Annotated in this window: 23 protein-coding genes; 11 read left to right on the forward strand and 12 right to left on the reverse strand. The window is 66.2% G+C overall.

Translation table 11 applies throughout. From position 1 onward, the window contains the following. The first annotated feature begins 228 nt into the window (after positions 1-228). Both ACFQ50_RS21525 and ACFQ50_RS21530 read left to right on the forward strand, forming a co-directional pair. The gene (locus tag ACFQ50_RS21525) at positions 229-810 is read left to right on the forward strand and encodes a dihydrofolate reductase family protein (RefSeq protein WP_377997679.1); all 582 of its coding nucleotides are present in this window, start codon (positions 229-231) and stop codon (positions 808-810) included. A 149-nt stretch (positions 811-959) separates the two neighbouring features. After that, entirely contained in the window at positions 960-1,880 is a 921-nt protein-coding gene (locus tag ACFQ50_RS21530) for an NmrA family NAD(P)-binding protein (protein ID WP_377997658.1), read from the forward strand. A 45-nt stretch (positions 1,881-1,925) separates the two neighbouring features. On the opposite strand, the gene ACFQ50_RS21535 is transcribed toward ACFQ50_RS21530, so the two are convergent. The 3 genes from ACFQ50_RS21535 to ACFQ50_RS21545 form a co-directional block, all read right to left on the reverse strand. Next, positions 1,926-2,363, reverse strand: coding sequence for a VOC family protein (locus ACFQ50_RS21535; RefSeq protein WP_377997659.1), 438 nt, complete (start codon positions 2,361-2,363; stop codon positions 1,926-1,928). A gap of 409 nt (positions 2,364-2,772) precedes the next feature. Continuing rightward, positions 2,773-3,768 (reverse strand): Gfo/Idh/MocA family protein, encoded by a 996-nt coding sequence (locus tag ACFQ50_RS21540; protein WP_377997660.1) that lies wholly within the window; start codon positions 3,766-3,768, stop codon positions 2,773-2,775. Positions 3,769-3,874: 106 nt separating this feature from the next. Continuing rightward, positions 3,875-4,930 carry a DNA polymerase IV gene (locus tag ACFQ50_RS21545; protein WP_377997680.1) on the reverse strand — a complete coding sequence of 352 codons (1,056 nt, stop codon included), beginning with the start codon at positions 4,928-4,930 and terminating at the stop codon, positions 3,875-3,877. A 90-nt stretch (positions 4,931-5,020) separates the two neighbouring features. Between ACFQ50_RS21545 and ACFQ50_RS21550 the strand changes: the two genes are divergently transcribed. Beyond that, a complete protein-coding gene (locus ACFQ50_RS21550; protein ID WP_377997661.1) occupies positions 5,021-6,511 on the forward strand; it encodes a hypothetical protein in 1,491 nt (496 codons plus the stop codon). Positions 6,512-6,571: 60 nt separating this feature from the next. On the opposite strand, the gene ACFQ50_RS21555 is transcribed toward ACFQ50_RS21550, so the two are convergent. The 3 genes from ACFQ50_RS21555 to ACFQ50_RS21565 form a co-directional block, all read right to left on the reverse strand. Next, positions 6,572-6,916 (reverse strand): hypothetical protein, encoded by a 345-nt coding sequence (locus ACFQ50_RS21555; protein WP_377997662.1) that lies wholly within the window; start codon positions 6,914-6,916, stop codon positions 6,572-6,574. A 165-nt stretch (positions 6,917-7,081) separates the two neighbouring features. Next, positions 7,082-7,639, reverse strand: coding sequence for a hypothetical protein (locus tag ACFQ50_RS21560; protein ID WP_377997663.1), 558 nt, complete (start codon positions 7,637-7,639; stop codon positions 7,082-7,084). A gap of 47 nt (positions 7,640-7,686) precedes the next feature. After that, positions 7,687-10,167 (reverse strand): PEP/pyruvate-binding domain-containing protein, encoded by a 2,481-nt coding sequence (locus ACFQ50_RS21565; RefSeq protein ID WP_377997664.1) that lies wholly within the window; start codon positions 10,165-10,167, stop codon positions 7,687-7,689. Between the two features lie 330 nt (positions 10,168-10,497). Here ACFQ50_RS21565 and ACFQ50_RS21570 point away from each other — a divergent pair, with 330 nt between their 5' ends. Further along, the gene (locus ACFQ50_RS21570; protein ID WP_377997665.1) at positions 10,498-10,737 is read left to right on the forward strand and encodes a hypothetical protein; all 240 of its coding nucleotides are present in this window, start codon (positions 10,498-10,500) and stop codon (positions 10,735-10,737) included. 35 nt (positions 10,738-10,772) lie between these two features. Here ACFQ50_RS21570 and ACFQ50_RS21575 read toward each other — a convergent pair whose 3' ends face one another. Together ACFQ50_RS21575 and ACFQ50_RS21580 are read right to left on the reverse strand one after the other, a co-directional pair. Then, on the reverse strand, positions 10,773-11,252 hold the full coding sequence (locus ACFQ50_RS21575) for a hypothetical protein (protein WP_377997666.1): 480 nt from the start codon (positions 11,250-11,252) through the stop codon (positions 10,773-10,775). Between the two features lie 110 nt (positions 11,253-11,362). Next, on the reverse strand, positions 11,363-16,897 hold the full coding sequence (locus tag ACFQ50_RS21580) for a peroxidase family protein (RefSeq protein WP_377997667.1): 5,535 nt from the start codon (positions 16,895-16,897) through the stop codon (positions 11,363-11,365). 592 nt (positions 16,898-17,489) lie between these two features. Here ACFQ50_RS21580 and ACFQ50_RS21585 point away from each other — a divergent pair. The 3 genes from ACFQ50_RS21585 to ACFQ50_RS21595 all read left to right on the forward strand — a co-directional run bounded on the left by ACFQ50_RS21585 (position 17,490) and on the right by ACFQ50_RS21595 (position 20,213). Continuing rightward, on the forward strand, positions 17,490-18,740 hold the full coding sequence (locus tag ACFQ50_RS21585; RefSeq protein ID WP_377997668.1) for an Nramp family divalent metal transporter: 1,251 nt from the start codon (positions 17,490-17,492) through the stop codon (positions 18,738-18,740). A 136-nt stretch (positions 18,741-18,876) separates the two neighbouring features. Then, positions 18,877-19,707 (forward strand): oxidoreductase, encoded by an 831-nt coding sequence (locus ACFQ50_RS21590; protein WP_377997669.1) that lies wholly within the window; start codon positions 18,877-18,879, stop codon positions 19,705-19,707. Between the two features lie 56 nt (positions 19,708-19,763). Beyond that, on the forward strand, positions 19,764-20,213 hold the full coding sequence (locus ACFQ50_RS21595; protein ID WP_377997670.1) for a hypothetical protein: 450 nt from the start codon (positions 19,764-19,766) through the stop codon (positions 20,211-20,213). A gap of 18 nt (positions 20,214-20,231) precedes the next feature. Here the strand turns inward: ACFQ50_RS21595 and ACFQ50_RS21600 are convergent, their stop codons facing one another. Together ACFQ50_RS21600 and ACFQ50_RS21605 are read right to left on the reverse strand one after the other, a co-directional pair. After that, positions 20,232-20,537: a hypothetical protein gene (locus ACFQ50_RS21600; RefSeq protein ID WP_377997671.1), complete on the reverse strand. Its 306-nt coding sequence runs from the start codon at positions 20,535-20,537 to the stop codon at positions 20,232-20,234. A 113-nt stretch (positions 20,538-20,650) separates the two neighbouring features. Then, positions 20,651-21,586, reverse strand: a complete 936-nt coding sequence (locus ACFQ50_RS21605; protein WP_377997672.1) for an alpha/beta fold hydrolase — start codon at positions 21,584-21,586, stop codon at positions 20,651-20,653. A gap of 74 nt (positions 21,587-21,660) precedes the next feature. Between ACFQ50_RS21605 and ACFQ50_RS21610 the strand changes: the two genes are divergently transcribed. The 3 genes from ACFQ50_RS21610 (at position 21,661) to ACFQ50_RS21620 (ending at position 23,252) form a co-directional block, all read left to right on the forward strand. Continuing rightward, a complete protein-coding gene (locus tag ACFQ50_RS21610; protein WP_377997673.1) occupies positions 21,661-22,284 on the forward strand; it encodes a hypothetical protein in 624 nt (207 codons plus the stop codon). 240 nt (positions 22,285-22,524) lie between these two features. After that, positions 22,525-22,770 carry a hypothetical protein gene (locus ACFQ50_RS21615; protein WP_377997674.1) on the forward strand — a complete coding sequence of 82 codons (246 nt, stop codon included), beginning with the start codon at positions 22,525-22,527 and terminating at the stop codon, positions 22,768-22,770. Between the two features lie 47 nt (positions 22,771-22,817). Further along, a complete protein-coding gene (locus tag ACFQ50_RS21620; protein WP_377997675.1) occupies positions 22,818-23,252 on the forward strand; it encodes an SRPBCC family protein in 435 nt (144 codons plus the stop codon). Positions 23,253-23,299: 47 nt separating this feature from the next. On the opposite strand, the gene ACFQ50_RS21625 is transcribed toward ACFQ50_RS21620, so the two are convergent. Both ACFQ50_RS21625 and ACFQ50_RS21630 read right to left on the reverse strand, forming a co-directional pair. Continuing rightward, positions 23,300-24,505 carry a thiolase family protein gene (locus ACFQ50_RS21625; protein ID WP_377997676.1) on the reverse strand — a complete coding sequence of 402 codons (1,206 nt, stop codon included), beginning with the start codon at positions 24,503-24,505 and terminating at the stop codon, positions 23,300-23,302. Position 24,506: 1 nt separating this feature from the next. Continuing rightward, complete coding sequence (locus tag ACFQ50_RS21630) at positions 24,507-25,913, reverse strand: class I adenylate-forming enzyme family protein (protein WP_377997677.1); 1,407 nt, start codon at positions 25,911-25,913, stop codon at positions 24,507-24,509. Between the two features lie 60 nt (positions 25,914-25,973). Between ACFQ50_RS21630 and ACFQ50_RS21635 the strand changes: the two genes are divergently transcribed. Continuing rightward, on the forward strand, positions 25,974-26,870 hold the full coding sequence (locus ACFQ50_RS21635) for a neutral zinc metallopeptidase (protein ID WP_377997678.1): 897 nt from the start codon (positions 25,974-25,976) through the stop codon (positions 26,868-26,870). The last annotated feature ends 63 nt before the right edge of the window (positions 26,871-26,933 follow it).

Raw genomic sequence — 26,933 nt, forward strand, 5'->3', positions numbered from 1 at the left:
ATCGCCCTCAAGGCTCGTAACCATCCGCCGTGCGGCCACTCGATCTTCCATGAGGGATGGCGGCTCGTCGTGTGGAGTAGACCTCTGCAACTGTCCCGTTCGGGGTTCCCGCGCGAACATGCCGGCCACGTGCTGGACAGCTGGCCGCTGCCGGCCGATTGATTTCTTACAAGAGCGACAGCTCACGGCACGCTAATGTGGGGGCACCTCAAAGCAAAGGAGCGCCCCATGGGCAAGGTGGTGATGTACGGCTCGGTGTCGGTGGACGGCTTCATCGCGGACGAGAACGACCAGCCCGGACCCCTGTTCGACTGGTTGTCCAGCGGTGACGTGCCGTTGGACGAGAGCGGCGTGTTGAAAGTATCGCAGACATCCTACGACTACACCCGGCCGTACTGGGACCAGATCGGGGTGACCGTCGTCGGCCGCCACGTCTTCGACATGACGGACGGCTGGGACGGAAAGCCTCCGGGCGGGATCGACCACGTGATCGTCGTGACGCACCGTCCCGAGCCCGAGGGCTGGGACCCCGAGGCGCCGTTTCACTTCGTCGACGGCGTCGAGACAGCCGTGGCCAAGGCGTGCGAGCTTGCGGGTGACCGCACGGTCGAGGTCGCTGCTGGCGACGTCGGTGGCCAGGTTCTTGCCGCGAGCCTTATCGACGAGGTTCGCATGGACGTCGTACCCGTCGTACTCGGGTCCGGCAAGCGCTACTTCGGGTCGGTCCACGCGCAGCACCTGTTGGAGGATCCTGACGTGGTGATTCAGGGCAACCGGGTGCTTCACCTGCGCTATCGGCTGCGCCGTTAACCGATCTGAGCGGGTACGCGACGACGCAACCGCCATTTCAAGTTGCGAATTAGCTATCCGAGCCGTCAAACCCGGAAAGCGCATACGCCCGTTGGTAGTCTTTAGCCGATGATCGACTTTTCAACCGGACATCACTTGGGGTGTGAAGCATGACCGCAGCGGCACCCCCTCCGGGCACGGTCCTTCTTGCCGGTGCCACCGGCGATCTCGGCGGACGGATCCTGCGGAGTCTGGTCGCATTGGGTGCCACCGTTCGGGTCCTGACACGAGCAAAGACCAGCGCAACGCAGATTGCACAGCTACACGCCAGGGGCGTCGAGGTGATCCAGACGGATTATGACGATCCGGACGGCCTCCGCAGGGCGTGCACGGATGTTGCCTGCGTGGTCTCCGCGGTCAACGGTCCCGAGAGCGCAATCTTGGGTGCTCAATCGCGCTTGCTGAAGGCGGCGGCCGCGGCGGGTGTGCCCCGGTTTATCCCTTCCGATTTCTCCATCGATTACCGTGGTATCCGGCCCCGAACCAACCGGAACTTGCAGCTCCGCAGAGACTTCGCACAGGAACTGGACGCGACCGAAATCCGGGGCACATCGATCCTCAGCGGCGCCTTCACCGACATGCTCACCGGGCAGGCACCAATGATCCTGTTCTCCCGGCAGCGTGTGCTCTTCTGGTCCGACCCCGACCAGGTACTCGACTTCACCACCAAAGACGACACCGCCACTTACACCGCCGCCGCAGCCCTCGACGAGCGGGCGCCCCACGTCCTCCAGATCGCCGGGGACCAAGTCACGGCGAGGACCCTGGCATCCACGATGACCGACCTGACGGGCACACAGTTCCGGCTCCTCTACGCGGGCAGCGTGGGTTCCCTGACTCTTATGAGCCGGGCGGTCAGAGCCCTCATGCCAGCTTCCGCCGAGCCGTTCCCGCCGTGGCAGGGCATGCAGTACTTTGCCAGCATGTTCAGCGGCGATGCGAAGCTGCGTTACACCAACAACGACAGGTACGGCACCCGGAAATGGACGACCGCCCGGGACGTGCTGGGGCAGCACCGCCAGCAGAGTTGACCGCGCAGCCAGCGAAGCCCGGCATCCGGGTTCCGGATCCGGGCGTCAGCCTTTCTTCAGTTCCTCGGCGAGCATCACAAGGATTCCGCTGGGACCGCGGAGGTACGTGAGTTTGTAGACGTCTTCGTAGGTCGCCACGCCGCGCAGCGGACGGCATCCGTGCTTCGCAGCTATCTCAAGGGCTTTGTCGATGTCGTCGACCGAGAAGGCCACGCGGTGCATGCCGATGTCGTTGGGACGCGTTGGGTCCGTCTCGATCGCTTTGGGGTGGATGTATTCGAAGAGCTCCAGTTGGCCATGGCCGTCCGGGGTCTGGAGCATTGCAATCTTGGCGTGATTGCCATCAAGCCCGACGGCGGTGTCGGTCCAGTCGCCGCTGACCGTGTCACGGCCGACGACCGTGAGACCCAGGTCGGTGAAAAAGGCGATTGTTTCTTCGAGGTCGCGGACGGCGATACCGACGTTCTCAAGTTTGATGGCCATACGTTGAAGCTACCAAGGCGGAGCGATTAGCTCCAGTGCCGAGCCTGCATGATCGTCTGGCCGACCTTGCTCGAGATCGTAGGGCTCACACCCTTGCGCCGCTGCTGATCCCGTGCGGACAGAAGATGGCACCTAGCCGAGAACCTGGCTGGCGGGGCCGTAATGGAAAGCGCGAACCCCCCGCGCGCACCGGCAGGCGACCGCGATCTTCGCGGCCCACTCCACGGCGGCATCGTGCGAGGGCAGCTCCAGCACCGAGTAGCCGCCCTCGAGCTGCGTCGTCTGAGGTAAGTGCCCTCGCTAACGGTCCCGTCGCCGTCGACCATCACGGCGGGATGCTCTCATCGATGCCGCCGCCGAACACCCAGACTCCGGCATCCTTGGCCTCCTGAACGACTGCGTGCAACAATCAGGCACCGCCCTCTTGTTTCCGCGCTGCCGCGTCGAGAGCTTCCAACACCCGCGCGTTGTTTGCCGCGTCCGTGAGATCGTAGCGGAGCGGCGTACCGTTTAGGGCGCTGTCGGCGAAGTGTTCGGCCATCCGCACGAAATGGTTTTCGCCTTTGACCTGGTGATGGATGGTGTCCTGCCCGAAGTGATGCTCCTCCAGGACGGAGTCCTCCTCCAAGAGCCCAAACGGATTGTCGAGGTAGAGCCTGCCCTCGGTGCCCGTCAGTTCCAAAAAGTTGCGGCGTTCGAGGTTCACTCCGGTATCAAAAAGCGCGGTGGCGCTGCCGGGAAAGCGCAGCATGCCTGCAATGCTGGTGTCGATTTGGCCGCCGTCGTTGGCGTCGCGGTAGTTGCCAAAGGCGGCGACTTCAGCAGGCTCCTGTGACGTGACCATCCGGCTGACGTTGACGCAGTAGCATCCCGTGTCGAAAAGTGCGCCGCCGCCGAGCGCGGAGTACCAGCGGATGTTGTCGTCCCCGCCCGCGTCGAAGGAGTGGCCGACGTGGACAAACGTCAATTTGCCCACGGCACCGGCAGTGAGCAGCTCCTGCAGCTTCTCGAAACGCGGGTGAAAGCGGTACATGAAGCCTTCCAGGACTTTCAGCCCGGTCTCGTCGGCCTTGCGCGCAATTTCCGCAACCTCGGCGGCACTCATCGCTAAGGGTTTTTCACACAGGACGTGCTTGCCTGCGTCCAGGGATTTTAGAATCCACTCGAGATGCATTGCGTTCGGCAGTGGAATGTAGACGGCGTCGATGTCCGGGGAATCGAGCAGCGCCTGATAGGAGCCAAACGCCTGCGGGATGCCGTGCCTGTCGGCGTATTCCTTCGCCTTTTCCTCGGTGCGGGAAGCAATACCTACAACCTCACCGTTTCTCGCTCCCTGTAATGCCGGAATTGTCTTGCGGACGATGCGGGCGCTGCCCAGAACGCCCCAACGCAGCTTCTCGCTCATTCGACTCTCCTTTTTTCGAAACCTGTCCCGAGTGAGAAGGCTACTGTCGAGGCGGAGGTTCCGCACGCGAACGGGCCGGACAGCTCAAAAATAAAGAACGACGCCGTCACCAACCACCGCGGGTCGGCGTATGTCCCGTTCGGGCATCGTCGGGCATTGCCATTTCGGCCCGCAGGCCCAAGAGCCGGATCGGACGGCCGGCTTCGATTGCGGCTGCGAGGTCCAAGACACGCGAGAGGATTTCCTTCCGGTCGAAGGTCCCGGGAATCTTCTTCGCGTGGGTCTTGGTGAAGAAGGGCGCGTAGCGAACCTTGAGCGTCAGCCCAGTCACGGGGCGTCCTTCGGCCGCCACATCCTCAAGGACGTGCGCTGTCAGCTCCCGCACGGCGTCGTCCACCTGGGCAGGCTCCGTCAGGTCGCGCTGGAAGGTGGTCTCGCGGCTGTGTCCACGGGCAACCCACGGGGTGTCGTCCACCACGCTCGCGCCCTCCCCGCGTCCCAGCTCCGCGTACCAGGGACCCATCCTGGGGCCAAACTCCGGGACCAGGTCCTGGGGGTGGGACGCGGCCAGCTCGGCGACTGTGTTGATGCCGAGTTTGGCCAGCCGGCCCGACACCTTGGTTCCGACGCCCCACAGGTCCCTGGTGGGCCGGCTCCCCATGACGTCTAGCCAGTTCCCGGCAGTGAGACGGAAGACGCCGGCCGGCTTACCGAAACCGGTGGCCACCTTGGCCCGTACCAGGGTGTCGCCGATGCCCACGCTGCAATGCAGCTGCGTTCGCTCCAGTACGGCTGCCTGCACCTGCCGGGCGTAGGCTTCCGGATTCTCTGTCTCAGTGCCTACAAAGGCTTCATCCCAACCCAGCACCTGCACGGTGGCGCCGGGCTGTGCGCGCAGGGTAGCCATCACCGTTTCAGACGCCGCGAGGTAAGCCTCATGATCGACGGGCAGGATCACAGCGTCGGGCACTTTCCGGGCCGCAATGCGCAGGGGCATTCCGGACCCGACGCCGAACGCCCTGGCTTCGTAGGATGCGGTCGACACCACAGCCCGTTCCGTGGGGTCGCCCCGGCCGCCGACAATGATCGGCCTGCCCGCAAGCTCCGGCCGGCGGAGCACTTCGACCGCCGCGATGAACTGGTCGAGATCGACGTGCAGCACCCACCGGATTCCGCTCACGCCACCAGTCTGCCCTAAACATCCATGCCAAGCACCGGTCAGCCCGGCTCACAGTCTGCAAGACTGTCGCCCATGATGCAGCCGGTAAATATAACCTCCCACCACGGGATGCCCTCTTACTGGCTGGACAGGAAGGGCCTTTGCACTGGCACCTTGATATTCGGTGTCGGAATGCGCGATGAGCCGCCCGCACAGGCTGGGATCACCCATCTGGTTGAGCACTTGCTGCTCCGCAGGGTCCAACCGGTCACGGTACTGCACGGCGGCACGGTGACCACGGATTCTCTTCAGTTCTATGCCTCGGGCCGGCCAGAGGACGTCGCTGGCTTCCTCAACGCGATCGCGGCTGCCGCCTTGACACTCGAAGCCGTCACGGACGAGGACCTCACGTTCGAAAAGTTCGTTCTCGAGGCCGAGGACCCGCACAAGTTCAGTACTGTCTCCAGCGGCCTGCTCACCTACCGGTTCGGAACGAACGGAGTGGGTGCCGCGCACTTCGGGGCGCCTGCCACCGCAGGCCTTACCAAAGCTGAAACCATCGAATGGGCCGGTCGGTGGCTCACCGCCGGGAACGCCGCCGTTACGTTCACCGGTCCCCTGCCCGCCTCGCTGGACATCCGCCTGCCCCCGGGTGTGCCCGTCAGACACCACCAGGATCCACCGCTCGTCACGGCTCCGACACTGATCAAGTCCCGGAAGCGGGGTATCGCAGTGTCGCTACTGGTGCCCTCCCGCGATGCCGGTCTCCTCTGCGAAGCTCTGCGGTATGAATTGCTGGCCCGGCTCCGGCATTCACGCGGACTGATCTACTCCGTTGAGAACTTCACAACCCCGATCGATGACCGCCTGAGTCAACTCGATCTCATTCTTGATCCCGTCCAGGCAAACACCGTCCCGGCCTTGCAGGAAGGCGTACTGACCCTCCGCGGCATCGCCGAAGCAGGATTCAGCAAGGACGCCGCCCAGTCCGCCCGTAATGCATTGGTATCTGAGCTGGGGTGGGACGAGTACGTTCCCCAGGACTACCTGGATCAACTGGCAATTGACGGACTGCTCGGGCGGAGCACTCCGGACCGGCAGGAATTGCTCGACCAGGCGACAATCATGAGCGCTGCCGAACTCACGAAGATGCTGAGAAACAGCTCGGGCTCGCTGATCATCGCTCTCGATAAGTCCGTGAAGCTTCGCAAGACGGACGCTGCAAAGCTTGGACTCGCGATAGATGGCTACGAGATCTGGCAGCCACTCAAGGACACCGAAGCTGACCACCCGGCCGAGGAAAGTGACGGTGGGCATCCAACGTGGCGCCACAAGTCTTCCGGGGCCACGTTGACGCTTTCTCCAACACGTTTGATCCGGCGCGCTTCGGGTAAAGCGACGACGGTCTCCTTGGCCGATGTCGCCGTCGTTGGTGACCGCAGTTGCGGCTGCGTCTCACTGATGGACCGAAGAGGCAGAAGCTCGGAGCTCAACATGGATGAATGGAAGGCCAGCAAAAAGCTCAGGAGAAAACTGCTCGAAGCATTTCCATCAGGAATCATCCGGTCATTTCCGGAAGATTAGAGGTAAAGGCGGCGGCAATGGTCATGCGCTTTAGCACCAGCCCGAGTGTCTGGGGGCGGCCTATTGGTTCGACGTGCCGGGAGTGCCAGGAACTGCATTACCGCTGGGCTTGTAGCTTGACGTCCCCATGACCAGGGTCCAGTGCCCATCGCCCCACGAGATCGTAAATTCTGCACCCGCCGGCTGACCCGGTTTCGCTGCCTCGACCCTTGCGAATTCCGGGAAGTCGTTGCTGAACCTGAGCTCAACGCTCTCCGGGTCCCAGCCTCGGACGGTATCGACCAGACGCTGCGAGTCCGGTCGGACGATGACGAAGACCTCCGGCACGAGCTTCTCGACCTGCTCGACGGACCCGGAGGCGGCAGCCGCCACGACGCTTCTGGCGAATGCCTCGCGTGTTGTCATATCTGGCTGGGTTCGGTCCGAGGCGCAGGACGCCGTCGAGAGAGCCAACAGAAGCGCGACGGTAGGAATTCGCAGGAAACGGTTCCGCGCACCCTTCAAGCCCGCTCCGGATTCACGCATGACGCCGACAGTACCGCACCACCGATCTCGGCAATGCAGACTCGGCTACAGCTCACCGCGGGCGGCACGGATCTGTGCCCGGCGGCCCTGCAAATACGGCTCGATGTCAGAGACACGCAGCAGCGCGACGGTGCTGAGGTCCAGTTCCGGCGTTCCCTCCAGGATCAGGCTCTTGCCATCATGGTGGCCGGCGGCCCACCAACGGCCGGCGTCACGCCACACTTCGAAAAGCACTTCCGCGCCGTCGACCGGCAGTGACACTTCCTCGCCCCGCTCCGATGTGAGCCGCCCCAGGCGTCGTGACAAGTCCTCTCCGCTGGCAGGAGGGCCATCGAGGATCAGCCGGCGGTGGGCAATGGTCAGCCGCGGATCCTGACTGGTGGTCGTGACCTGGACCGTGCGGCCCGCTTCGCCTGAACCATACTCAAGGCCCACGGCCGCGGACGGGCTGCTGCCGAGGTCCCACTCACCTACGGCGATTGGCCCGGGCCACTGGCTGAGTCCGTAACAGGTCACTTCGCCGAAGGACTCCCGAACGAGGTCCTCCATGCGCCCGTATTCGTCCCAAAACTCGTCCGGCGAAAGCCGCCCCGTCACCTTCATAGCGAAAGTATGACAGCGCCGGCCCGTAACCGGCCGCTCTCCGGGCCCTATTCGGCCCCTGAGACGGTACCCGCGCTGCCGTCCACAATGACGCGCTGCCCCTCGGCCAGGATGCCCGTGCCTGTGCCGGTTCCCATGACGGCGGGGATTCCGTACTCCCTCGCCACAATCGCCGCGTGGGAGCCGAGCCCTCCCATGTCGACGACGACGGCGGCCGCGCGCTGGAACAGCGGCGTCCAGGAAGGATTCGTGTACGGACAAACGAGGACGTCTCCGCTGTGGAGCCGGCCGAACTCGTCCGGTCCCCTGACGATCCGCACCGGCCCCTCGGCACGGCCGCGGCTGGCCGGGGTGCCGGAGACCAGAACGCCGGCAGCACTGCGGCGGTCCTTGAACAGCAGCGCCGTGTCCAGCAGCGGAATCCCCTCGAGTTCGCGGCGCCTGGCCGCCCTGGCCTGCACGAGCGGCCGGTAACGCTGCCGGACGGAAGCCGGCAGCGCGCCGCTGTCGTCCGCTATTGCCTCCAGCTCCCCGAACCGCAGGTGGTAGACGTCCTTGACGTCGTCTACCACGCCGGCGGCAACGAGGCGCCGGCCAAGCTCGCGGTACGCGCGGCGCATGGGCGGAATGACCTTGGTGGCGTAGAAGTGGCTGTCCTCGCGGAACGCCATGCCTGCCCGGGCGTCGTCCACGGCGGCCAGCACCTGCCGCCGGACAGGACCGAACCGAAGGAGCGGATGGCGCTTCAGCTCCGCCAGCGCCGCCCCGGTCTGGTCGGCCGTGGCGGGCCGCTGGCCCAGGAGCACCTTGACCAGACCCAGCACAACGTCGGGGGCGTCGGACCAGGTGGGCGAGCTGCTCAGGACCACACTGACCGTCTCACGGTTCCCGTATTCGCGCAGGAACCCGGCGAACGCCGCACGGAAGGCGGCGTGCGACGGGTCCTGTTCCACAAGCTGCAGCAAGGCCGTTCCGTCGGATGATGCAAAGGCGGCAGCCAGCCCGGGATCCGCACGGACCATCGCGGCCAGCTGCTCCAGGGACCGGTTCGCCCGGCTCGTCATGGTTTCCGCACCCGCGACCAGGGCGGAGGCCAGCCTCACCCTGCCCAGCAGCAGGAGCATCAGGCGCAGCCGAAGCATGGGCAGGAAGACGCCGGGCAAGTAGGAGCTCCGCAGGTCGGTGATGCCCCGCATCGTGGCGAAAGACTCCCGCGCAACGCCCACAACCTCTGGCCAGCGCATGGGTTCGGGGTCCCGTGCGTTGAGCCGGTCCACCTGCTCAAGGAAGGTGGTGAACCGCGAATCGTTCTTCCAGTTGGCCAACTTGAACTGCCGCGCTCGGCGGGCCAGGGACAGCGGTGCTGCCAAGGTGCGGAAGGTGAACCGAGGGACCGGCGGCACCAGTTGCACCACCACCCCGTCCTCCTCAGGCAGCAGCTCCCCGACCCCGGGGAACCGCACGCCGACGCTCCCGGCCATCCGGTGCAGCATGGCCAGGATCCCCTGCTCCATCCAGCCGGACACATCCAGCGGGTAGGGCCGTTCCTGGAACATTTCGATGAAGAACGGCCCCACCCGCCGCTGGACCGGGTTGAGCCGCAGCGGCTGCGGCGGCAGCGCCGTCATGGGCCGCGACTGCAGGACATGGACCCGGCCGCCGGCCAGCGCCCACTCGATATCCTGCGGCCGGCTGAAGTGCTCCTGCGCCCTGCGGCCCAGGTCAGCCAGCTCCCGCAGTTGGTCCACGGCCAGGGACGGAACCGGGCTGCGGCTGCCGGGCTGCTCCACAGTGCCGCCGCCTGCGTCCGGTCTGATCACCACCTCGCCGCCGCCCGGACGGAAGCTGCGGATCCTGCCCGTGCGGTCCAGCACATAGTGTTCGGGCACCACCCTCCCCGAGACCACCGCCTCCCCCAGGCCCGGGCTGGCGTCCACCACGATCTCGCCGCGCTCACCCGTGACCGGGTTCGCCGTGAACATGACGCCTGCGACGTCGGCCGGCACCATTTTTTGGACGACGACGGCGATAGTCACCTCGCGGGGGTCGATCCCCTGCCGCTGCCGGTAGGCAATGGCCCGGTCGGTCCAGAGCGATGCCCAGCAGTCAGCAACCGCCTTGGCCACAGCCTCCTCGCCGACGACATTCAGGAACGTGTCCTGCTGGCCGGCGAACGCCGCCCCGGGCAGATCTTCGGCGGTGGCGCTGGAACGGACTGCAACGGCGCCTCCTCCCAGGGCCGCATAACCCGCGCCAATTTCCGTCCGCAAAGGTGCGGGCATGACAAAGCGGGCGAACAGCGCGCGGAGGGCGCCGCCGTCGCGCATGTTTTGATCCATGCCGTCCATGGCCGCCCCGAGCCCTGTTTCTGCGAGGAGCGATCGGTAGGCGTGCGTGGTAACGATGAATCCAGGAGGCACCGGAAATCCGTGCCGCAGCAGTTCACCCAGGGCTGCACCCTTCCCTCCGGCGGCGGCAAGGTCTCGGCTGCCGAAATCAGCCAAGGGGCCGGTTATCCTTCGTGCCATCCGAGACTCCTTTTGACGGGAAACAGCGCCGCTGCCGGCCGACCCCGCAGGGCCGTTCGGGCGTGTAAAAGGTACTCCACGGCCGCTTCCTCCGCATAGTGTCTGGGCGTCAAGGACGGCCCTCACTGCCGGGTTGCGCGACGTTACGCATGCCTCTTGACCCCTCCCGGCATCGGGACCAAACTCGTTACTGATTACCAATTTAGAAATTCGTGAATTCCATAGGCTGTGTTTGTTTGGCGGGTTCTGCACGTCATGCGGCGCTCCGGGGCGCGAGCCCCCGGCGGCGGCTGTCAATTTATGTAGGGTCTCAAATCCGAGGAGCACCTCATGGGCCAACGGCCGATTGTTGAGTGGTGGGATGGGCTTGATGAAGTCACGAAGAAGTGGCTTATCGACAACCCCGGTTGCGTGGTTCTTCCGCGGACCGTGGCGAACGTGGTTCACCAGGTCTCGGGCGGCCACGTCGCCCAGGATCAGCATGGCGAACACCAGCTTTCAGCGGCGGAGCAGTCTTTCATCAGGGCGAAGAGCAAAGCTGCCGAGGTATCGGCAGGCAAACACGCGTGAATCGGCCGGCCTGTTGACCCTTTAGGCCAGCCAAGCTACCGCCTGATGGTCAGGGGCTTTACCGGCAATACACACGACGCGCGCTGCAGGAGAACGACGGCGGCCCCGGCCACCCGGTTGTTCCTGCCGGTGTCGTCGCACCAGTCGATGCTGTACGGCACCGCCGTGACCGCCGCCTGGCCTTTAGTGGTCCGGGCGGGGACGACGAAAGTGTAAGTAAAGCCGCCGCCGTCGTTCATCGCGGAAGTTGCGTAGATGACTTTCGCGCCCGCGGAATCCGTCACGCTGATCTGGATCCGCGCGTTCCCGCCGTAGCGGGGATTGCAGCCCGCATCCTGTGCCTGGACGGTGACGCTGTCCCCCGGCCTGGCTTCTGAAGGCCTCACCGAATAGGGCGGCGGAAAGCAGGGCGGTTCCCCGGCCGGGGAAGGTGCGCAGCCCGCAGCGGACATCATGGCCATTGCGGTGGCCGAAGCAACGGCAGCGAGTGCCCGAAACCGCGAGAAGGAAGCCACACTGCCATTATGGCCGGTGGAGCATACAGCAGCACAGCACAAGGAACGGGGACCGCCTGCAACAGACGGTCCCCGTTCCTTGGTTACTGCGGATCAGTGGCTCCTCCTGATCACCGCGTTCCGGTGGTGAAGGTCCAGCTCCGCGGGACGAACGGGTTGCCGGCCAGGTCACTTACTGACGAGATCGACATCGTGTAGGTCCGGTTTGCCGCCAGCGTCACCGACGGGTTCAGCGTCACTGTCCGGGTGGCGTTGTTGTAGCTCACCACAGCGGGAATGACCGTTGTGCCCAGCCGCAGCGCCACTGTGCCCGTGCTGGCGCCGGTGATCGCTTCGCTGAAGCGGGCGGTCACATTAGCCGTCCGGGACACGCCCCGTGCCGAGATCCCGGGGCTGACCGAGGTCAGTGTCGGGGCCGGTCCGGTGGTGAACGTCCAGGACGTGGATGCCATCGTGTTGCCCGCCGTGTCTCGGATCGACGAGACAGCCAGGCTGTACGTGCGGTCCGCGAGCAGGTTGGCGTTCGGGTTGACGGTAACTGTCCTGGTCGCGTTGTTGTACGTCACACCCGACTGGACAATCGTGCTGCCGAGCCGCAGGACCACAGTTCCCGTCCCGACGTTGGCTACAGGTTCACTGAAGGTGACAGTCAGGTTGTTGGCCTGGCTGACGGACTTTGCGGCGGCGGCCGGGGTCCGTGCGGTGATCGTCGGGGCGACGAACTCCGCCCGTGGCGTGGCAACTGCCGTCCGGGCCGACCTTGCACCGGTGCCGGCGGAGTTGACCGCAGCCACGTCGAAGGTGTAGCCGGTGGCGTTGATCAGCCCGTCCACGACGGCGCCTGTGCCGGTTCCGACGGTCAGTGTCCTGGCCGGGGTGGTCGCGGCACCGACGAACGTGCGGATCTCGTAGCCGGTGATCGCAGCACCGCCGTCGGAGGCCGGGACGGTCCAAGCCAGAGTGGCTGCCGCGTTGCCCGCCGTCGCCGTAAGGGCGGTGGGAGCGCCGGGGGCTACCGGGGCTGGCGGCTCAACCGTCGGGGCCGGAATCACCACGTTGGATGCTACCGAGAACGGGCTCGTGCCTTGGGCGTTCGTTGCCGACACCTGGAACACGTACTTGTTCCCGTTGGTCAGGCCCGTCACCACCAGGCTGGTGTCCGTCCCAGCTGCGGTGAGCAGTGCGCCCACCTGCACCCCGGCCGGGTTCGTCGTCACGTCAAGCACCTTCACGTTGAAGCTGCTGGCGACACCGACGGTCGGTGCGGTCCAGGTAACGGTGGCCCGGGCGTTGCCGGCGGTCGCGACGCCGATGGCCGGCGCGTTGGTGACCACGGTATCGGAGAACGCGAGGGTCTCGATGTTCCGCAGCGTGTCCGTTCCGTCGGCGCCGACGTTGTCGGTCACCGTGGTGGTGGAACCGGCTGAGCCGAGGGTGCCGTCGCCGCCGGTGGTGGTGACCGTGTAGTTGGCCGCCGGTCCGGAGAACACCGCAGTGTCGATGTTGCCCGCGGTCTGTGCCGCCGTCGGAGTGATGACTTCGCGTACTGCCACCAGGTTGCCCGGATCGATCACGCCGGCCGCAACATCAGCTTCCAGGGTGTGGGTGTTGCCAGCCTGGTAGGTGTGCTCCATGAGGTCGGTGCTGCCGATTTCGGTGGCCGGGTCCGCCGGGTTGGTGCGGACGCTGATCCGGACCTGGACGTAACGGTCGCCGTCAAGGACATCGTTGGCGCCGCGGCCCTCGAGCCGGTCGCTGCCGAGGCCGCCGAGCAGGATGTTCCCGTCGCCCCAGACCGGGCCCGAGAGCGGGCAGGCTCCCATTGCCGAAGCTGCAGCGATGGGTTCCAGCGGGGTGGAAGGTGCCGGGAGGATGTCCCCCAGGCCTGCGATCCTGTCGATACCGGTCTGGTCGATAACGTCGCAGCCACTGAAGCCTGCACCGCCCACGGCGCTGGGTACGACGTCGTCGCCCTTGATCACGTCATCGAAAGCGGAACCGGAGTTGGCTTCCGTTTCCTGCCAGCGGTCGCGGTTGACCACAATCTGGAGCGGCAGACCAGCCAGGTTCTGGTTGATCTTCATGTCATCGTTGGCACCCACCGTGTCGTACTGGTGGATGGCCCAGTCGAACCCGGCCGCACCGGCGAACCGGTCGATCGCTGCGTTGGCTGCCATGATGTCGTCGCCGCCCTCGGCGTCGTAGTCGTTCTCGCCGACCTGGCCGACCATGATGTCGTTGCCCGGCTTGGTCTGCGCCGGGTCATCGAAGAACGGAGCTCCGTGGTCGCCCTGGAGCAGGTCCTGGCCGGAGCCGCCCTGGATCCAGTCGTCCCCGCCGTCGCCGAACACAGCGTCCGCACCGTCACCGGCCCGGATGAAGTCGTTGCCGGGGCCGGCAAACGTCTCGTTGTCGTTGGCGCCGCCATTCATGAAGTCCTGGCCGTCGCCGCCCATCATGATGTCGTCGCCGATGCCGGCATTGATGTAGTCATTGCCGGGACCGCCCTTGAGCGTGTCGGCGCCGGACAGGTCGGTGATCCTGTCGTTGCCTTCGCCGCCAAGCGCCACGTCGTCGCCACCCTGGCCTTCAATGACGTCGTTTCCGGCATTGCCCCAGAATGTGTCGTTGTCGTTGCCGCCGGTGATCCGGTCCACGCCGTCAGTGCCGTTGTATACGGACTGGCCGTTGATGCCCGAGGGATCGACGGTGTTCTTTTCCTGGTACTGGATGGTGCCGTCCGGCTTGCGCAGGAGCAGCGCGTTCTCGTTGCAGTCGGTGGTGGTGATGTCGTCGGCAACGGTCGGACCCGAGGCGGTGAAGCCGGCCGGCGTGCCGGCCAGGTTGCCCAGCTGGAACTTGCAGTCCGCCGTCGCAAACACGTCAGCCTTCAGCGTGTTCACGCCGTCGGTGTTGCGCATGATCATCTCGGAGAAGCTGTTCCCCTCGAGCTGGGTGCGCAGGTTCATGCCGGGCGTGCGGGCCAGGTAGTACAGCCGGTCGCCGTTCTGGAGGTCCGTGAGCTGGTTCTCGAACACGTAGTTGAACGTGCTGCCGAGGAGACCGCCGAAGAGGTTGGTCTTCTCCGCCAGGCCGCCGACCCACAGGTCAACCTTGTTCAGGCCCGTTTCCTGGTTGGCCCAGGCTCCGGAGCTGTTCATGAAGTCGATCATGTCTGCCGTGGGAGGCGTGGCGCCCGGACCCGGATCAACAATGGCCTTTGCGGCTGCCCGCTTGTCCGCCAGCGTCGTGGCGCTGACGATCGTCGGGTAGGTGCCGTAGGCGGCCACGAAGTTGATCAGCGACTCCGGGTGCTTGATGTTCTGCCCGTAGTCGGCCCAGCTGGTGTACGGGGCAACCTGCCCGTCACCGCTGGCGTCGTGGATCTGGCGGCGTACCTCGTTCAGCGGCGGGACGCCGGCTTCACGGGCGCGGGTCATGTTGATGGTCGCCAGGTCGAGCGGCAGGCCCAGCAGGTTGTTGCGGAGCGTGTCGGTAACAAACTCATCGAGCTCGTTGCCGGTCTGGTCACTCATGCCCATGACCACTGCTCCGGCCGCCTGCTCCGAGGTGAGCTGGCCGCCATGGCCGTCGTTGGTGTACGACGGCGGGTTCAGGAAGCCGTTCAGCAGCGGGATCGAGTTGTCGGTCCCGTCCGGGTTGGTGCGGGCGATGGTCTCGGTCAGCATTGAGTGGCCGAACCGGTACACCGCGTGGGCAAACTCGGCGTGGATCGCGGCGTTGACGTCCGTGTGGTAGACGTGGAACGGCTGGATGGCCGGCTGGACCTTGCGGGCAAACTCCTCGAAGACGAGGTGCTGGTATTCCATCTCGGTGACGAAACGGGCGGCCTGGAAGAGGCGTTCGCCGTTCCAGCCATCAGCACCGGCTGCCAGCTTCCACTCGGCAAGGGCAGCGATGCCGGTGACCGAAGTGTCGTTGGCCAGGGTGTTCTTGAAGTCGTCCACGAGCCGGTCGTGTTCGGAGTGGAAAATCTGGTGGATGGTGGTCAGGCCGATGTTCTCGTTGACGCGGCCGTCACCGGCGATGAAGTGCGCGTTCAGCATTTCGTCGTCGTAGGTGCCGGGGGGCTGGCTGGCGAAGTCAGCCGAGGCCACAGTGTCGGCGTCGGGCACCGGCGCGACCGGCGGGGTTGCCGGGTTGTGGTCCGTGTCCTGTGGGGACGGGTCCGCGTTGTGCGCGATGTCCGTCAGGAACGGGGTGTCGAAGTACCGGACGTTGGCCGGCACCAGGGTGCCGAGGCCGCCGTTGTCGGCGCGGTCGGCTTCAACGAGTCCGGTCGCGGTTACGAACTGCGGCAGCCCGCGGGCGGGACCGGGGATGAACTTGCCGTAGGGGTCGACTGCGAGCTGCGGCACGTTGAGGACGTCCTTGTCCAGCAGTTGGATGCCGAGCAGGGTCTTTGCCTGTTCCTTGACGGTGGCCCAGGTTGCCATGCCGTTCGCGGCATTGGTGCCTGCCTCGCCGCCGAGCAGCTTGCCCGTGGACACCGGCTTGCCGTCGGGGTCGTTGACGTACTGGCGGACGAAGACCTGGTGGGACGGGTGCGAGGTGTAGGTCTGCGACTGGTCCACGTACGGGGAGTCCGTGTTGGTCGCATTCTGTTCATCGTCGGCCGTGCCCATGATGCCGTCGGGCCCGGGCTGGTTCTGTGCGCGGGTCAGCACCATGAAGCGCTGGTTGGCGGGCAGGTCGTCGGCGTTGCCGAAGACGTGGTCCGGCCCGGCGACCAGCGGGTCATCGTCCCGGAGCGGCACGAACACGTTGCCGCCGCTCTTGACGGTCTGGTCCACGCCGTGGTCGAAGAACTGGCCGAAGAGCGTGAACATCGAGTTGTAGGGTGGTGAGAGGCCGACGTCGGTGGTGACGTTCGGGATGAACAGCGTGTTGTGCGACGGCACGCAGCCGGCCGGAACACCAGCCACCGGCGGGCTGGCCAGCGGATCCGGGTCGGTGGTGCAGGGGTGAACGCCCACGTTGCCCTGGGTGCGGACCGGGAAGCCGGCGGCAGCCACGGCTGCAGGGTTGGTGGAGGTCTGGTCCACGATCAGGTTACTGATGTCGCGCGGCTTGCTGTCGAAAACGTTCCCGCTCTTTTGCTTGTAAGAGGTAGGGCCGGCGGGACCGAAACCGGCGGGCACGGGGTCTGCATCGTTGAAGACCGGCGTGGTGTAGCGGGGGAACTTCTGATCAGCGGCGCCATAGGTTTCACGCCCGGCCAGGAGGTTGTTGCAGGATCCGTCGACCGTACGGAGACCGTACGATGTCAGCGCATCGGGGATCTGGTTGGGACCCGAACCGATGAGGGCGCCACAGGGGCCGGTGGCCGACGTCGTGTTGGCCACATGGGCCTCGGCGATCTTGATCTGCTTGAGGATGAAGGCGAGGTCCGACGCCGTGACGGTGAAGCCCTGGCCAACCGGGGCGGTGACTGCCTGGGCGGCGATGGTCGCTGATTGGCCAAGGGCCGCGACCAGGGAGATGGCGACGCCGGCGGCGACCACACGGTTGGGGGCGCCGAAGAGGCTCCTCTGGCTCCCATATGCGTGCTTCGGGCGCCGTGGCGCTCCACGGGACGCCGTCCGATCACCTCCGATGGCTTTTATTGGGTGGAACGCTTTCATGACGCACCTGCCTATTTTGTTGAGTGGACGTTCTGATTGAACGTTGCATTGGACGGTGCCAGATTGCGGACGTTGCCTTACGGAAACCTTGGGCCGTTTTTGCCGGTCAGGACGCCTTTCGCATCGGCGCCGAGGGCTGCGCCCGGTGCTTACTAGGGCGATTCAACGGCGCGGCGGCCACGCCCTCCCCCAGATCAGGGGGTCCAACCCCGCCAGACAGCCGGCCCGGCCGGGGCTTTCCGCAGGTGGCCCTGCCTAGGCTCGCCCGCCGCTTGGAGCCCGCCTGCCGGCGCACCTGGCAGGCAGGCAATCCCGCGTGATTCTCAGGGAATTCCCAGCTGTTAACAAGCCTGTCCGAAGGATTGCTTTGGAACCTTGTCCCCAGTTGCCACACAGATTCGTGGGACTGCCGCTAGGAAGGCCCCGCACGTCCTCACACCGAGGTGTGCGGGGCACTCTCCTCATGAGGGCACAGGAGGGACGCCTACTGACCGGAACCAGCATCTCCCTGCCCGCCTAATCCCTACTTTTCGGTACACCTAAATCTCGGCTATCCTCGTCTTATCGGTACCCCCAATGACGAGGATGAATGATGGCTGTTTCGACCCTTTCAGAACGCACCGCACCTGCCCGGGTCTGGTCGCGCCTGCTGTTGCTGGGTCCGGCGTTCGTGGCGGCCATCGCCTACGTCGATCCGGGCAACGTGGCGGCGAACCTGACGGCCGGGGCGAGCTACGGTTACCTGCTGGTCTGGGTGCTCGTGGCAGCCAACGCCATGGCCGTGCTGGTGCAATACCAGTCCGCCAAGCTGGGTCTGGCCACCGGCATGAGCCTTCCCGAGATCCTGGGCAAGCGGCTGGGTAACCGACGCCGGCGGGCGTATTGGGCCCAGGCGGAAATAGTGGCCGGAGCCACCGATATGGCAGAGGTGATTGGTGGAGCTGTCGCACTGAACCTGCTGTTTGGACTTCCCCTGCTGGCCGGTGGCATCATCATCGGCCTCGCGTCGATGCTGCTGCTGTCTCTGCAGTCGAACAGGAGCCAGAAGTCGTTTGAAGTGGCCATCCTGATCCTGCTCGGCGTGATCGCCGTCGGGTTTGTGTCCGGCCTGTTCGTGAATCCGCCGGACGCCGGCAACGCCCTGACCGGCCTGGTGCCGCGCTTCGAGGGAACGGACACCATCCTGCTCGCCGCGAGCATGCTTGGCGCGACGGTGATGCCCCACGCCATTTACCTGCATTCCGCCCTCGCCCGTGACCGGCACGGCTTCTCCGAGAACCCTGTGGTCCGGACCCGCCTGATCCGCGCCACCCGGTTCGACGTGGCCGGCGCCCTGCTGCTTGCCGGCGTCGTCAACATCGCCATGCTGCTGCTGGCAGCGTCCAGCCTGCGCGGCGTGGAAGGGACAGACACCATCGCCGGCGCGCATGCGGCCGTGACGTCGGCACTGGGCCCGGCGATCGGCGTCGTGTTCGCCATCGGACTGCTTGCCTCGGGCCTGGCCTCCACTTCCGTCGGCTGCTACGCCGGCGCCACCATCATGGGCGGCCTGCTGAAGGTCCGAATTCCACTGCTGACGCGTCGGGTGATCACCCTGATTCCGGCGCTGGTGATCCTCGGAGCGGGCATCGAGCCGACGCTGGCGCTGGTCCTGAGCCAGGTGCTCCTCAGTTTCGGTATCCCGTTCGCGCTGATTCCGCTGATCCGGCTCACCGGGAAGCGCGAAGTCATGGGCATCCACACCGATTCCACGCCGCTGAAGATCGCCGGCTGGACCAGCGCCACGCTCATCGTCGGCCTGAACTGCGTGCTGATCGTCCTGACAGTGCTCGGCGTGTCCTGACGTCCCGCCTCACCTCTGGAAGGGTCCTGCCCGCTCCGGGAGGTACTGCCATTACCCGTATCAACAGCCACTCCCGCGCCAGCCGGCAGTGCGGTTAGCTGGAGGGGTGACAGTCCACCAACGGAAGGTAGATCCCATGACTACATGGCTCATCACAGGCTGCTCAACGGGACTCGGCCGGGCCCTCGCCCAGGCAGTGCTCGCCCACGGCCACAACGCCGTGGTCACCGCACGGAACGTCAACGCGGTGAAGGACGTCGCAGCCGAGTTCCCTGACACCGCCCTGGCCCTCCCCCTCGATGTCACCGACAAGGAACAGATCAGCTCGGCGGTGCAGCAGGCGCAGTCCCGGTTCGGCAGCATCGACGTCCTGGTCAACAACGCCGGCTACGGCTACCGTGCCGCCGTGGAAGAAGCGGACGACGCCGACATCCGCCAGCTGTTCGACACGAACCTTTTCAGCGCCGTCGACATGATCAAAGCAGTCCTGCCGGACATGCGTGCAAAGCGGGCGGGGGCGATCCTGAACATCTCTTCGATCGGCGCGCGCATCTCGCCTGCCGGTTCCGGCTACTACTCCGCCACCAAGGCGGCCCTGGAGGGCCTTTCGGGTTCGCTGCACAAGGAACTTCAGCCGCTCGGCATCAGTGTCACCGCCATCGAACCCGGCGCGTTCCGCACCGACTTCGCCGGCCGTTCGCTTGCGCAGTCCGTAACGGCGATTCCGGACTACGCGGAGACGGCCGGCAAGCGCCGCAAGGAACATGACACCGTCCATGGCACGCAGCCCGGGGACCCGGGCAAGGCAGCGAAGGCGATCATCGCCGTCGTCGAAAGCCCCAACCCGCCGTCGCTGCTGGTTCTCGGCCAGGACGCCTACGGTGCATTTGCCGCCGTCGCAGACGCGCAGCGCGCGGAGCTGGACCAGTGGCGCGAACTGGGCCTCAGCACGGGCATCGAAGGATAACAACCGGCACGGCTTGGCGGTGCCTGGCTGCCGGCCCCGCATGCGAGAATCGGCGGATGGATGATCCGGAGGCCCCCTTAGTTGACTGGCCTTCGCTGCTTTTCGCACTCCTCACCGATTCTGTTGTTGTCTGGGGGCCGGCGGCCGCCACGTACTCTCTTGCACCAGGACACCAGGTCCCGGCCGCCGTCGCTCTCGTGCTGGTGGCGAGTGCAGTGAACTGGGCGCTCTACTCCCGCGGAACGACGCTCGGCACCTACCTCGGCGGCTTCCGTCTCCGGACGCGGCGGCGTCAGGCGCCAGGGCGGCGGTATGGCCTCGCGCTTGCCGCCATCAACCTTGGTTCCCTACCCGCGCTGGCGGTGCTGGTCGCCATCAGCTACGCGCCTGTATCCGATGCCTCAGGCCCGTTGGGAAGGGCCGACAGCTACCCTCTCCTTGGCGAGCAAATCCGACGGCGCCGATTCCTGCAGGCCGCCGATGATTACTGGGAGCGCTGGAGCTGACGGTCGCTCGCCCGCCGCCTACTCGGCTTCGAAGCCGAGGCGGTCGCGGACAAGCTTCGCGACGACGGCGGCGTGCTGGTTCTTGTCCGATCGGGCTTCCGGCGTCAGCGTCGCCAGATATGCGACGTAAGCAGCTGTCCGGGTGTCGTATGCCGCGGCGCGCGTTTCGAGTGCGAGGGCAAGGGTGGCGTGGGCCTGGGCCAGCCTGATCTGCAGTTCGGCGTCGACGTCGGCGCCTGAGAGCGCCTGCTCGGCGGCGGAGAGAAAGGACCGGGCGACGTCGGCGTGCTCGTTCGCGGCGCGCTGGCCAAGGTCTGGCTGCATTGGAACTGCCTCTCTTTGTTCAGCTCCAGGCTCAACCCGCGACCTGCGGACGCGGGATGTGGAGTAAGCCTAAAGCACAGTGTCCGGCTCCGTTATACCCCCTGCCTGTCTCGTCAGGACAGACCAGCCGCGATGTCTTCGACAGCGTAGATGAGTGCGGCCATTGATTCCGGGCCGCCATGCCCTTCGTTCTCGACGACGATGAGCCGGCTCCCTTCCCAGCGCTGATGAAGCTTCCATGGCGTGATGACAGGGCCGCTCACGTCTTTCCGGCCGTGAATGAGATAGCCGGGAATTCCGTTGAGCTGGTGGACCCTTTCCATGATGGCCTGCCCGCCGGTGAGAAAAGCGTCCTGGGACCAGTAGTGGGTGACAAGAACGGCGAAGGTCATGCGCCTGCGGGCGTCGTCGAACATCGCGCCGGGCTGCCACAGCGGATCCAGCGAGATGTGCGTCGACTCCCACCGGTCCCATGCCAGGGCTGCAGCCCCGGCGTCGTCCCGGTCTTGGCCCGCCAGCCTGCGGGCGTAAGCGTCAACCACCCGTTCCCCGGGCCGGCACTTGGCCTGGCTTGAGAACTCCGCCCATGCCTCAGGGAAGATCCGGCCCACGCCCTCGGTGATCCACTGAACCTCGTCACGGCTCGTCGTGGTCACGGCCATCAGCGCGACCCCATGCACACGGTTCCGGTGCTGAAGCGCATATGCCAGGGCGAGCGTGCTGCCCCATGACACCCCCGTGACGATCCATTTCTCTACCCCGAGGTGCTGGCGTACGGCCTCGATGTCCCCGATCAGGGCCTGGGTGGTGTTGGCCGGCAGGGAGCCCAGGTCGTCCTGGACGGCCGGCGTGCTCATCCCACAGCCGCGCTGGTGCAGGCCGATGGTCCGGAATCTTGAAGCGTCATGGCGGGTCCGGTAGCCCTGGCCCGGAGAAGCGCCGGGGCCGCCATGGAGGAAGAGCACGGGAATCCCCGCCGGACTCCCCGACGTCTCCCAATAGATTTCCGCCCCGCGGACTTTTACCCGGCCGGCGTTCTCCCCTGTCATTCAGCCAAGGCTACGAGATGGACCGCGGCAAGGGTAGGGTCGGTGCAGGCGTCGGATTGGGAATGGGGGAACCGATGAGGCTTGAGGGCAGTGGCGTCGGAAATGTGGTGGAACGGACTGCCGTAACGCACCGGCCCGCGTCGGCCCGCCCGCTCGCCGTGGCCCTGTGGCTGTTTGCTGCCGGAACACTCGCATGGCTGCTGGTTGCCGGAGCCACCAAAACCGCAGCCGACGCAGCGCCCTGGCTGGTGCTGGTGTCGTGGTTCGCCTATGTCGCCCAGTGGCGGCCGTGCCTGCGCGCTGACGGCCACGGGTTTGAAGTGATCAACGGTTTGCGCTGCCACCGGATACCGTTCGCGGCGATCGAGGACATCGAGGTCCGCTACACTACGGTCATCTGTGCATCCGGCAAGAGGTACGTCTGTTGGGGTGCTCCCACGCCTCCGACTGCGTTTGGGTCCGGGTTCCAGCATGTCAGCGACTTGAAAAGCCGCCCATACACCATCCTGCCGAGCAACGAACGGATCAGCCAGCCTGAGACGGTAACCGGACGCGACGCCATTGTGGCCGCGTGGCATAACGCCCGCTATGCCGGAATCACCCGCGGCCCGGATGGAGTCACGTCGAGCTGGAACATACCTGCGATCGCCGTAGGAGTTCTTGCAGTCCTGTCGGTGGTTGTTGCGGCGTGCTTCTAGGCACCTGCCTGTCTTGGAGCGCGCGCGTCCAGGCCGCACACGATTCTCCGGATCGATCGGTAGGCTCGTGTGGTGACAGACGTGCGGGTTCAGGCCGCCTACTCCGATCGTGCGGCGGAATACACAGCCCTTTTCGGGTCGGCTGACACAGCCCATGAGCAGGATCGGCTGCTTATTTCGCGCTGGGCACAGTCACTTGGTGGTCCAGCTGTAGACGCAGGTTGCGGTCCCCCCGCCGAAGTGTCTCTCGTTCTTGGCGAGTTCGCCCGTTGCATCAGGACAGGGGGCAGCATTCTCCTCGGATTCTTCAATGGGCCGGCTGGCGAATCATTCCCGCACGCAGTCACCACCGCGTACTACTGGTCCGTGGACGCCATGAGTCAGCACCTCGTCGCCGCCGGCTTTGAAGTCCAAGAAATCCACGCCCGCAGCGAAGCGGAAAATCGCCCGCACGCGGCCATAGTCGCCGTCCGGACCACCCCATAGGATCACTAGGGAGGCGGCGACCCGCGAACAACCCCGAGAGGAACCACATGGCCCACGCTGAAAACGAAGTGACCATCAACCGGCCCGCTACGGAGGTGTTCGCATTCCTGGCTGACGGACTGAACAATCCAAAGTGGCGGACCGGCGTGCAAAGCATTGCGCTCAAGGAGGGCGTGGCGGGTGAATCCGGTGCCGTCTACAGCCAGACTCTGACCGGGCCGAAGGGACGGCCCCTGCAGGGCGACTACAAGATCACCGATGCCCAGCCCGGGCGGCTCTTGGCCTTTCAGGTGGTTGCTGGTCCGGCGCGCCCGGTCGGCAGGTACGCGCTGACGGAGACCGGCGACGGTACCCGGGTCCATTTCAGTCTTGACCTCAAGCTGCCGGTCCTCATGCGGGTCCTGGACTCCCTCGTGACGAAGACCATGGAGTCCGAGGTCGCCCAGCTCAGGAACCTCAAAGAAATCATCGAGGCCGGCTAGGTTTCTGCCCGGCAACACTCTGACGGTGCCGGCCGCCTGCCTGCGGCTTACAGTCGGATGTGGCGGAACAGCGCCGCAGTCCCCATGCCGCCGGCGATGCTGATCATGGCCAGGGCCAGCTTTCCCGCAGGGGCCGCGGCAGGTTCCTGCCGGGCCTGCGCCAGCAGCCGGGTGACCAGCACGGCACCGGACGCGCCATACGCGTGACCCAATGCCAGCGCCCCGCCGTCGGCGTTGGCGCGGAGCGGATCAATGCCCAGGTGGTCCAGGCACGCGAGCGTCTGCGAGGCGAACGCCTCGTTGAATTCCACGAAGTCCACGTCTGCCGCGTCCACGGCCTGCGCGGCCAGCAACCGTGCGGCGGCGGCTGCGGCACCGATGCCCAGCAGATGCGGTTCCACCCCGGCTGTGTCCGTGCCCAGCACGGCCAGCCCGTCGGCAGCGCCCAGTTCCCGGGCCCTGGCCAGGGAGGTGATGACGACGGCGGCCGCCCCGTCCGCGTCGAAGCACGAGTTTCCGGCGGTGACAGTCCCGGACTCCACGAACGCCGCGGGAAACCGGGCCATCAGGGCCTCGCTGAGTTTGGGGCGGGGGCCGTCGTCGTCCGTCACTGACGCCGTGACCGCTCCGGAAGCACCAGGCAGAGCCACCGTCTCCCGCACAAACGTGCCTGCGGCCTGCGCGGCCACCGCCCTGCGGTGGCTGTAGAGCGCAAATTCGTCCTGCCGGACCCGGCTGATGCCGTACTCCCTCGCCACATTCTCGGCAGCGACGCCCATGTCCGGATCGCCATGGCCGTGCGGCGCAAACTGGGCGCGGCTGAAGAAGGCAGGTTCGCCGTCGTCGTTCCGGTGCGCACGCAGCGGCGCGGTGCTGATGCTCTCAACGCCGCCCGCAAGATAGGTGCCGCCACCGGCCGCGACGAGCCGCGACGCGAGGACGATGGCGTCCAGGCCCGAGCCGCATTGCCGGTCAACCGTCAGGCCGGGAACGGTGACGGGCAAACCGGACTCGAGGGCCGCAAGCCGCGCGACATTGCCGCCGGCGCCCACAGCATTGCCGATGACCACGTCCGCCACATCGCCCGCGCCAACCCCTGTTTCGGCAAGCAGCGCCGTGAGGACCGGGGCCAGCAGCTCATGGGAGCGCAGGTGCTTCAGCGCGCCGTTCGCCCGGCAGACGGGTGTGCGCAGCGCGGCGATGACCACCGGCTGCCGCTCGTCGGGGAGCACGGGCCCCACGCCGGAAGACATGCTAGACAAGGTGCCGGACCCGGCTGTCACGGGCCGCGATCCAGTCGAGCAGCAGGCGGCGGCTGACCTTGCCGCGGTCCGTCACCGGAAGTTCGTCGAGCGCGTAGTACTGCAGAGGCCGCTTGTCCTTGGCCAGGACGTCCTCCAGTCCGGTCTTGAGCTGCGTGGCCGTGACCCCGCCATGCGACGGAACAATGCCCGCCACCACGCGCTGGCCGCGGAGGTCATCATCCATTCCGGCGGCAATGGCCGATGCCACCCCGGGGACTGAGGACAGCGCCAGCTCCACCTCGTGCGGGTAGACGTTCTTGCCTGCGGTGATGATCATGTCGGCGCGGCGGCCGAGGATGTGCAGCACCCCGTCCGACAGGTAGCCCTGGTCCCCCACGGTGAACCAGCCGTCGAAGCAGCGCAGCGCCTGGCCGTCGTCGCCCCAGAGGTAGCCGTTGCTGACCATCCCGCTTTGTACGCTGATGTTGCCGGCCGCCCCGTCGGGGAGCTCCATGCCGGCGTCGTCCAGGATCCGCACCTCGACGCCCGGGAACGGCCGGCCGATCGCGGTGCTGCCGGCGGCGAACGGCTCCCCCGCCGCCAGACCGGCGCCGGAGACGAAGCTCAGCTCCGAGGCGCCGTAGTACTCGAAGATGGTGGCATGCGGGGCCCACCGGCGGGCGGCCTCCAGCGTGCGCGCGTCCAGCTTCGAGCCCGCACAGATGATGGTCCGGACACCCGACGCGTCCACGCAGCCCAGCAGTCCGCGTTCGCTGAGCAGACGCAGCATGGTGGGAACCAGCACCAGCCGGGTGATGCCGTCGTGGGTGATCGCGGCGTGGACGTCCCCGACGTCGAAGGATTCAAGGGTGTGGAACTCAGAGCCGGCGTAGAGGCACTCGGCCAGGGCGTAGAGGTTGAGGCTTGCGGCCAGCGGGCCAGGCGCCAGCGTTTTGTCCTGCTGGCTGAGCCCGAAAAACTCCATCGAGGCTTCGAAGGACTCCTGCCAGGAACGCCGCGAACGGGTAAATGCCTTGGGCACGGAGGTGGTCCCGGAGGTCAGACCGATGAGGAACGAGGCCGCAGGGTTGCCGTCTGCCAGTTCAATGCCGGCGCTCCCGGGAACAGGGTCAACGCCGCTTCCCAGGCGCTGGACGATCTCGTCCTGAAGGGCTTCGGGCCAGGTCGGGTCCAGGACAGCGCATTCACGGTCACCGGCAACGGCGGCGGCGAAATCAACCGCGAACCGGGTGGAATTGGGCTTGGCGAGGACGGTGATTGGAGCCGTGGTGCCGGCTGCAGCGGCCTGCGCACCGTCGCGCAGTCCGGCCCAGCTGAGCCGTTTTCCGGCCACGACGACGGCGGTGTCGTCGGGGCGTTCATCGGCCCAACGCTGAAGGTTGTTGAGAAAAGGCATCGGATCAACTTTACCGGGCTGAACCCGCCACTGCCCTGCGGTGAAGACTATTGTGACAACATGAGCTTCAATGACGGGGTCGAGCTGGACCCATCCCAGGTGGAAGACCGCCGCGGCGGTGGACTTGGCCGCGGCACAAAGATCGGCGGAGGCATCGGGGGCGGCGTCGTCCTGCTCCTTGCGGCCCTGTTCGGCATCAACCCGCAGCTGCTTGGCGGACTCCTGGGCACCGGGCAGGAACAGCCCGCCCAGAGCACGGGAACGCCCCTCACCCAGTGCAAGCTGGGTTCCGACGCGGACAAGGACCTCGACTGCCGGATTGCCGGGACGGTGAACAGCCTCAACGCGTTCTGGCCGGCCTATCTCGCGGACTACAACGTGAAGTACCCGCGGCCGAAGGCTGTGCTGTTCGAGGGTGCCACGCGCACCGGCTGCGGCACGGCCACGTCCGAGGTGGGCCCGTTCTACTGCCCGCCGGACACCACCGCCTACTTCGATCCCGGGTTCTTCCAGGACCTCGTGACCCGCTTCGGTTCCTCGGGCGGCCCGCTGGCCCAGGAATACGTGGTGGCCCACGAGTTCGGCCACCACATCCAGAACATCCTCGGCGACCTGGACAAGGCCCAGCAGGACCCGCAGGGCGCAGGCTCCGGCGCCGTCCGGGTGGAGCTGCAGGCCGACTGCTATGCGGGGCTCTGGACCCGGTACGCCACCACCCAGAAGGACCCGAAGACCGGCAAGCCGTTCCTGGAGCCGCTCAAGCAGCAGGACCTGAACGACGCCCTCTCGGCCGCCTCCGCCGTCGGCGACGACCGGATCCAGAAAGCCGCCACGGGACGCGTCAGCCCCGAAGGCTGGACGCACGGGTCCAGCGCGCAGCGGCAGAAGTGGTTCTACCAGGGCTACAAGACCGGCGACATCAACCAGTGCGACACGTTCAGCGCCGCGACGCTCTAAAACCTGACCGACTGCTCCGTAGGTGCCCTTTTGACCGGTCAAAAGGGCACCTACGGAGCAGTC

Origin of the sequence: Arthrobacter sp. NPDC056493 (assembly GCF_042795115.1) — a bacterium.
Classification (GTDB): domain Bacteria; phylum Actinomycetota; class Actinomycetes; order Actinomycetales; family Micrococcaceae; genus Arthrobacter.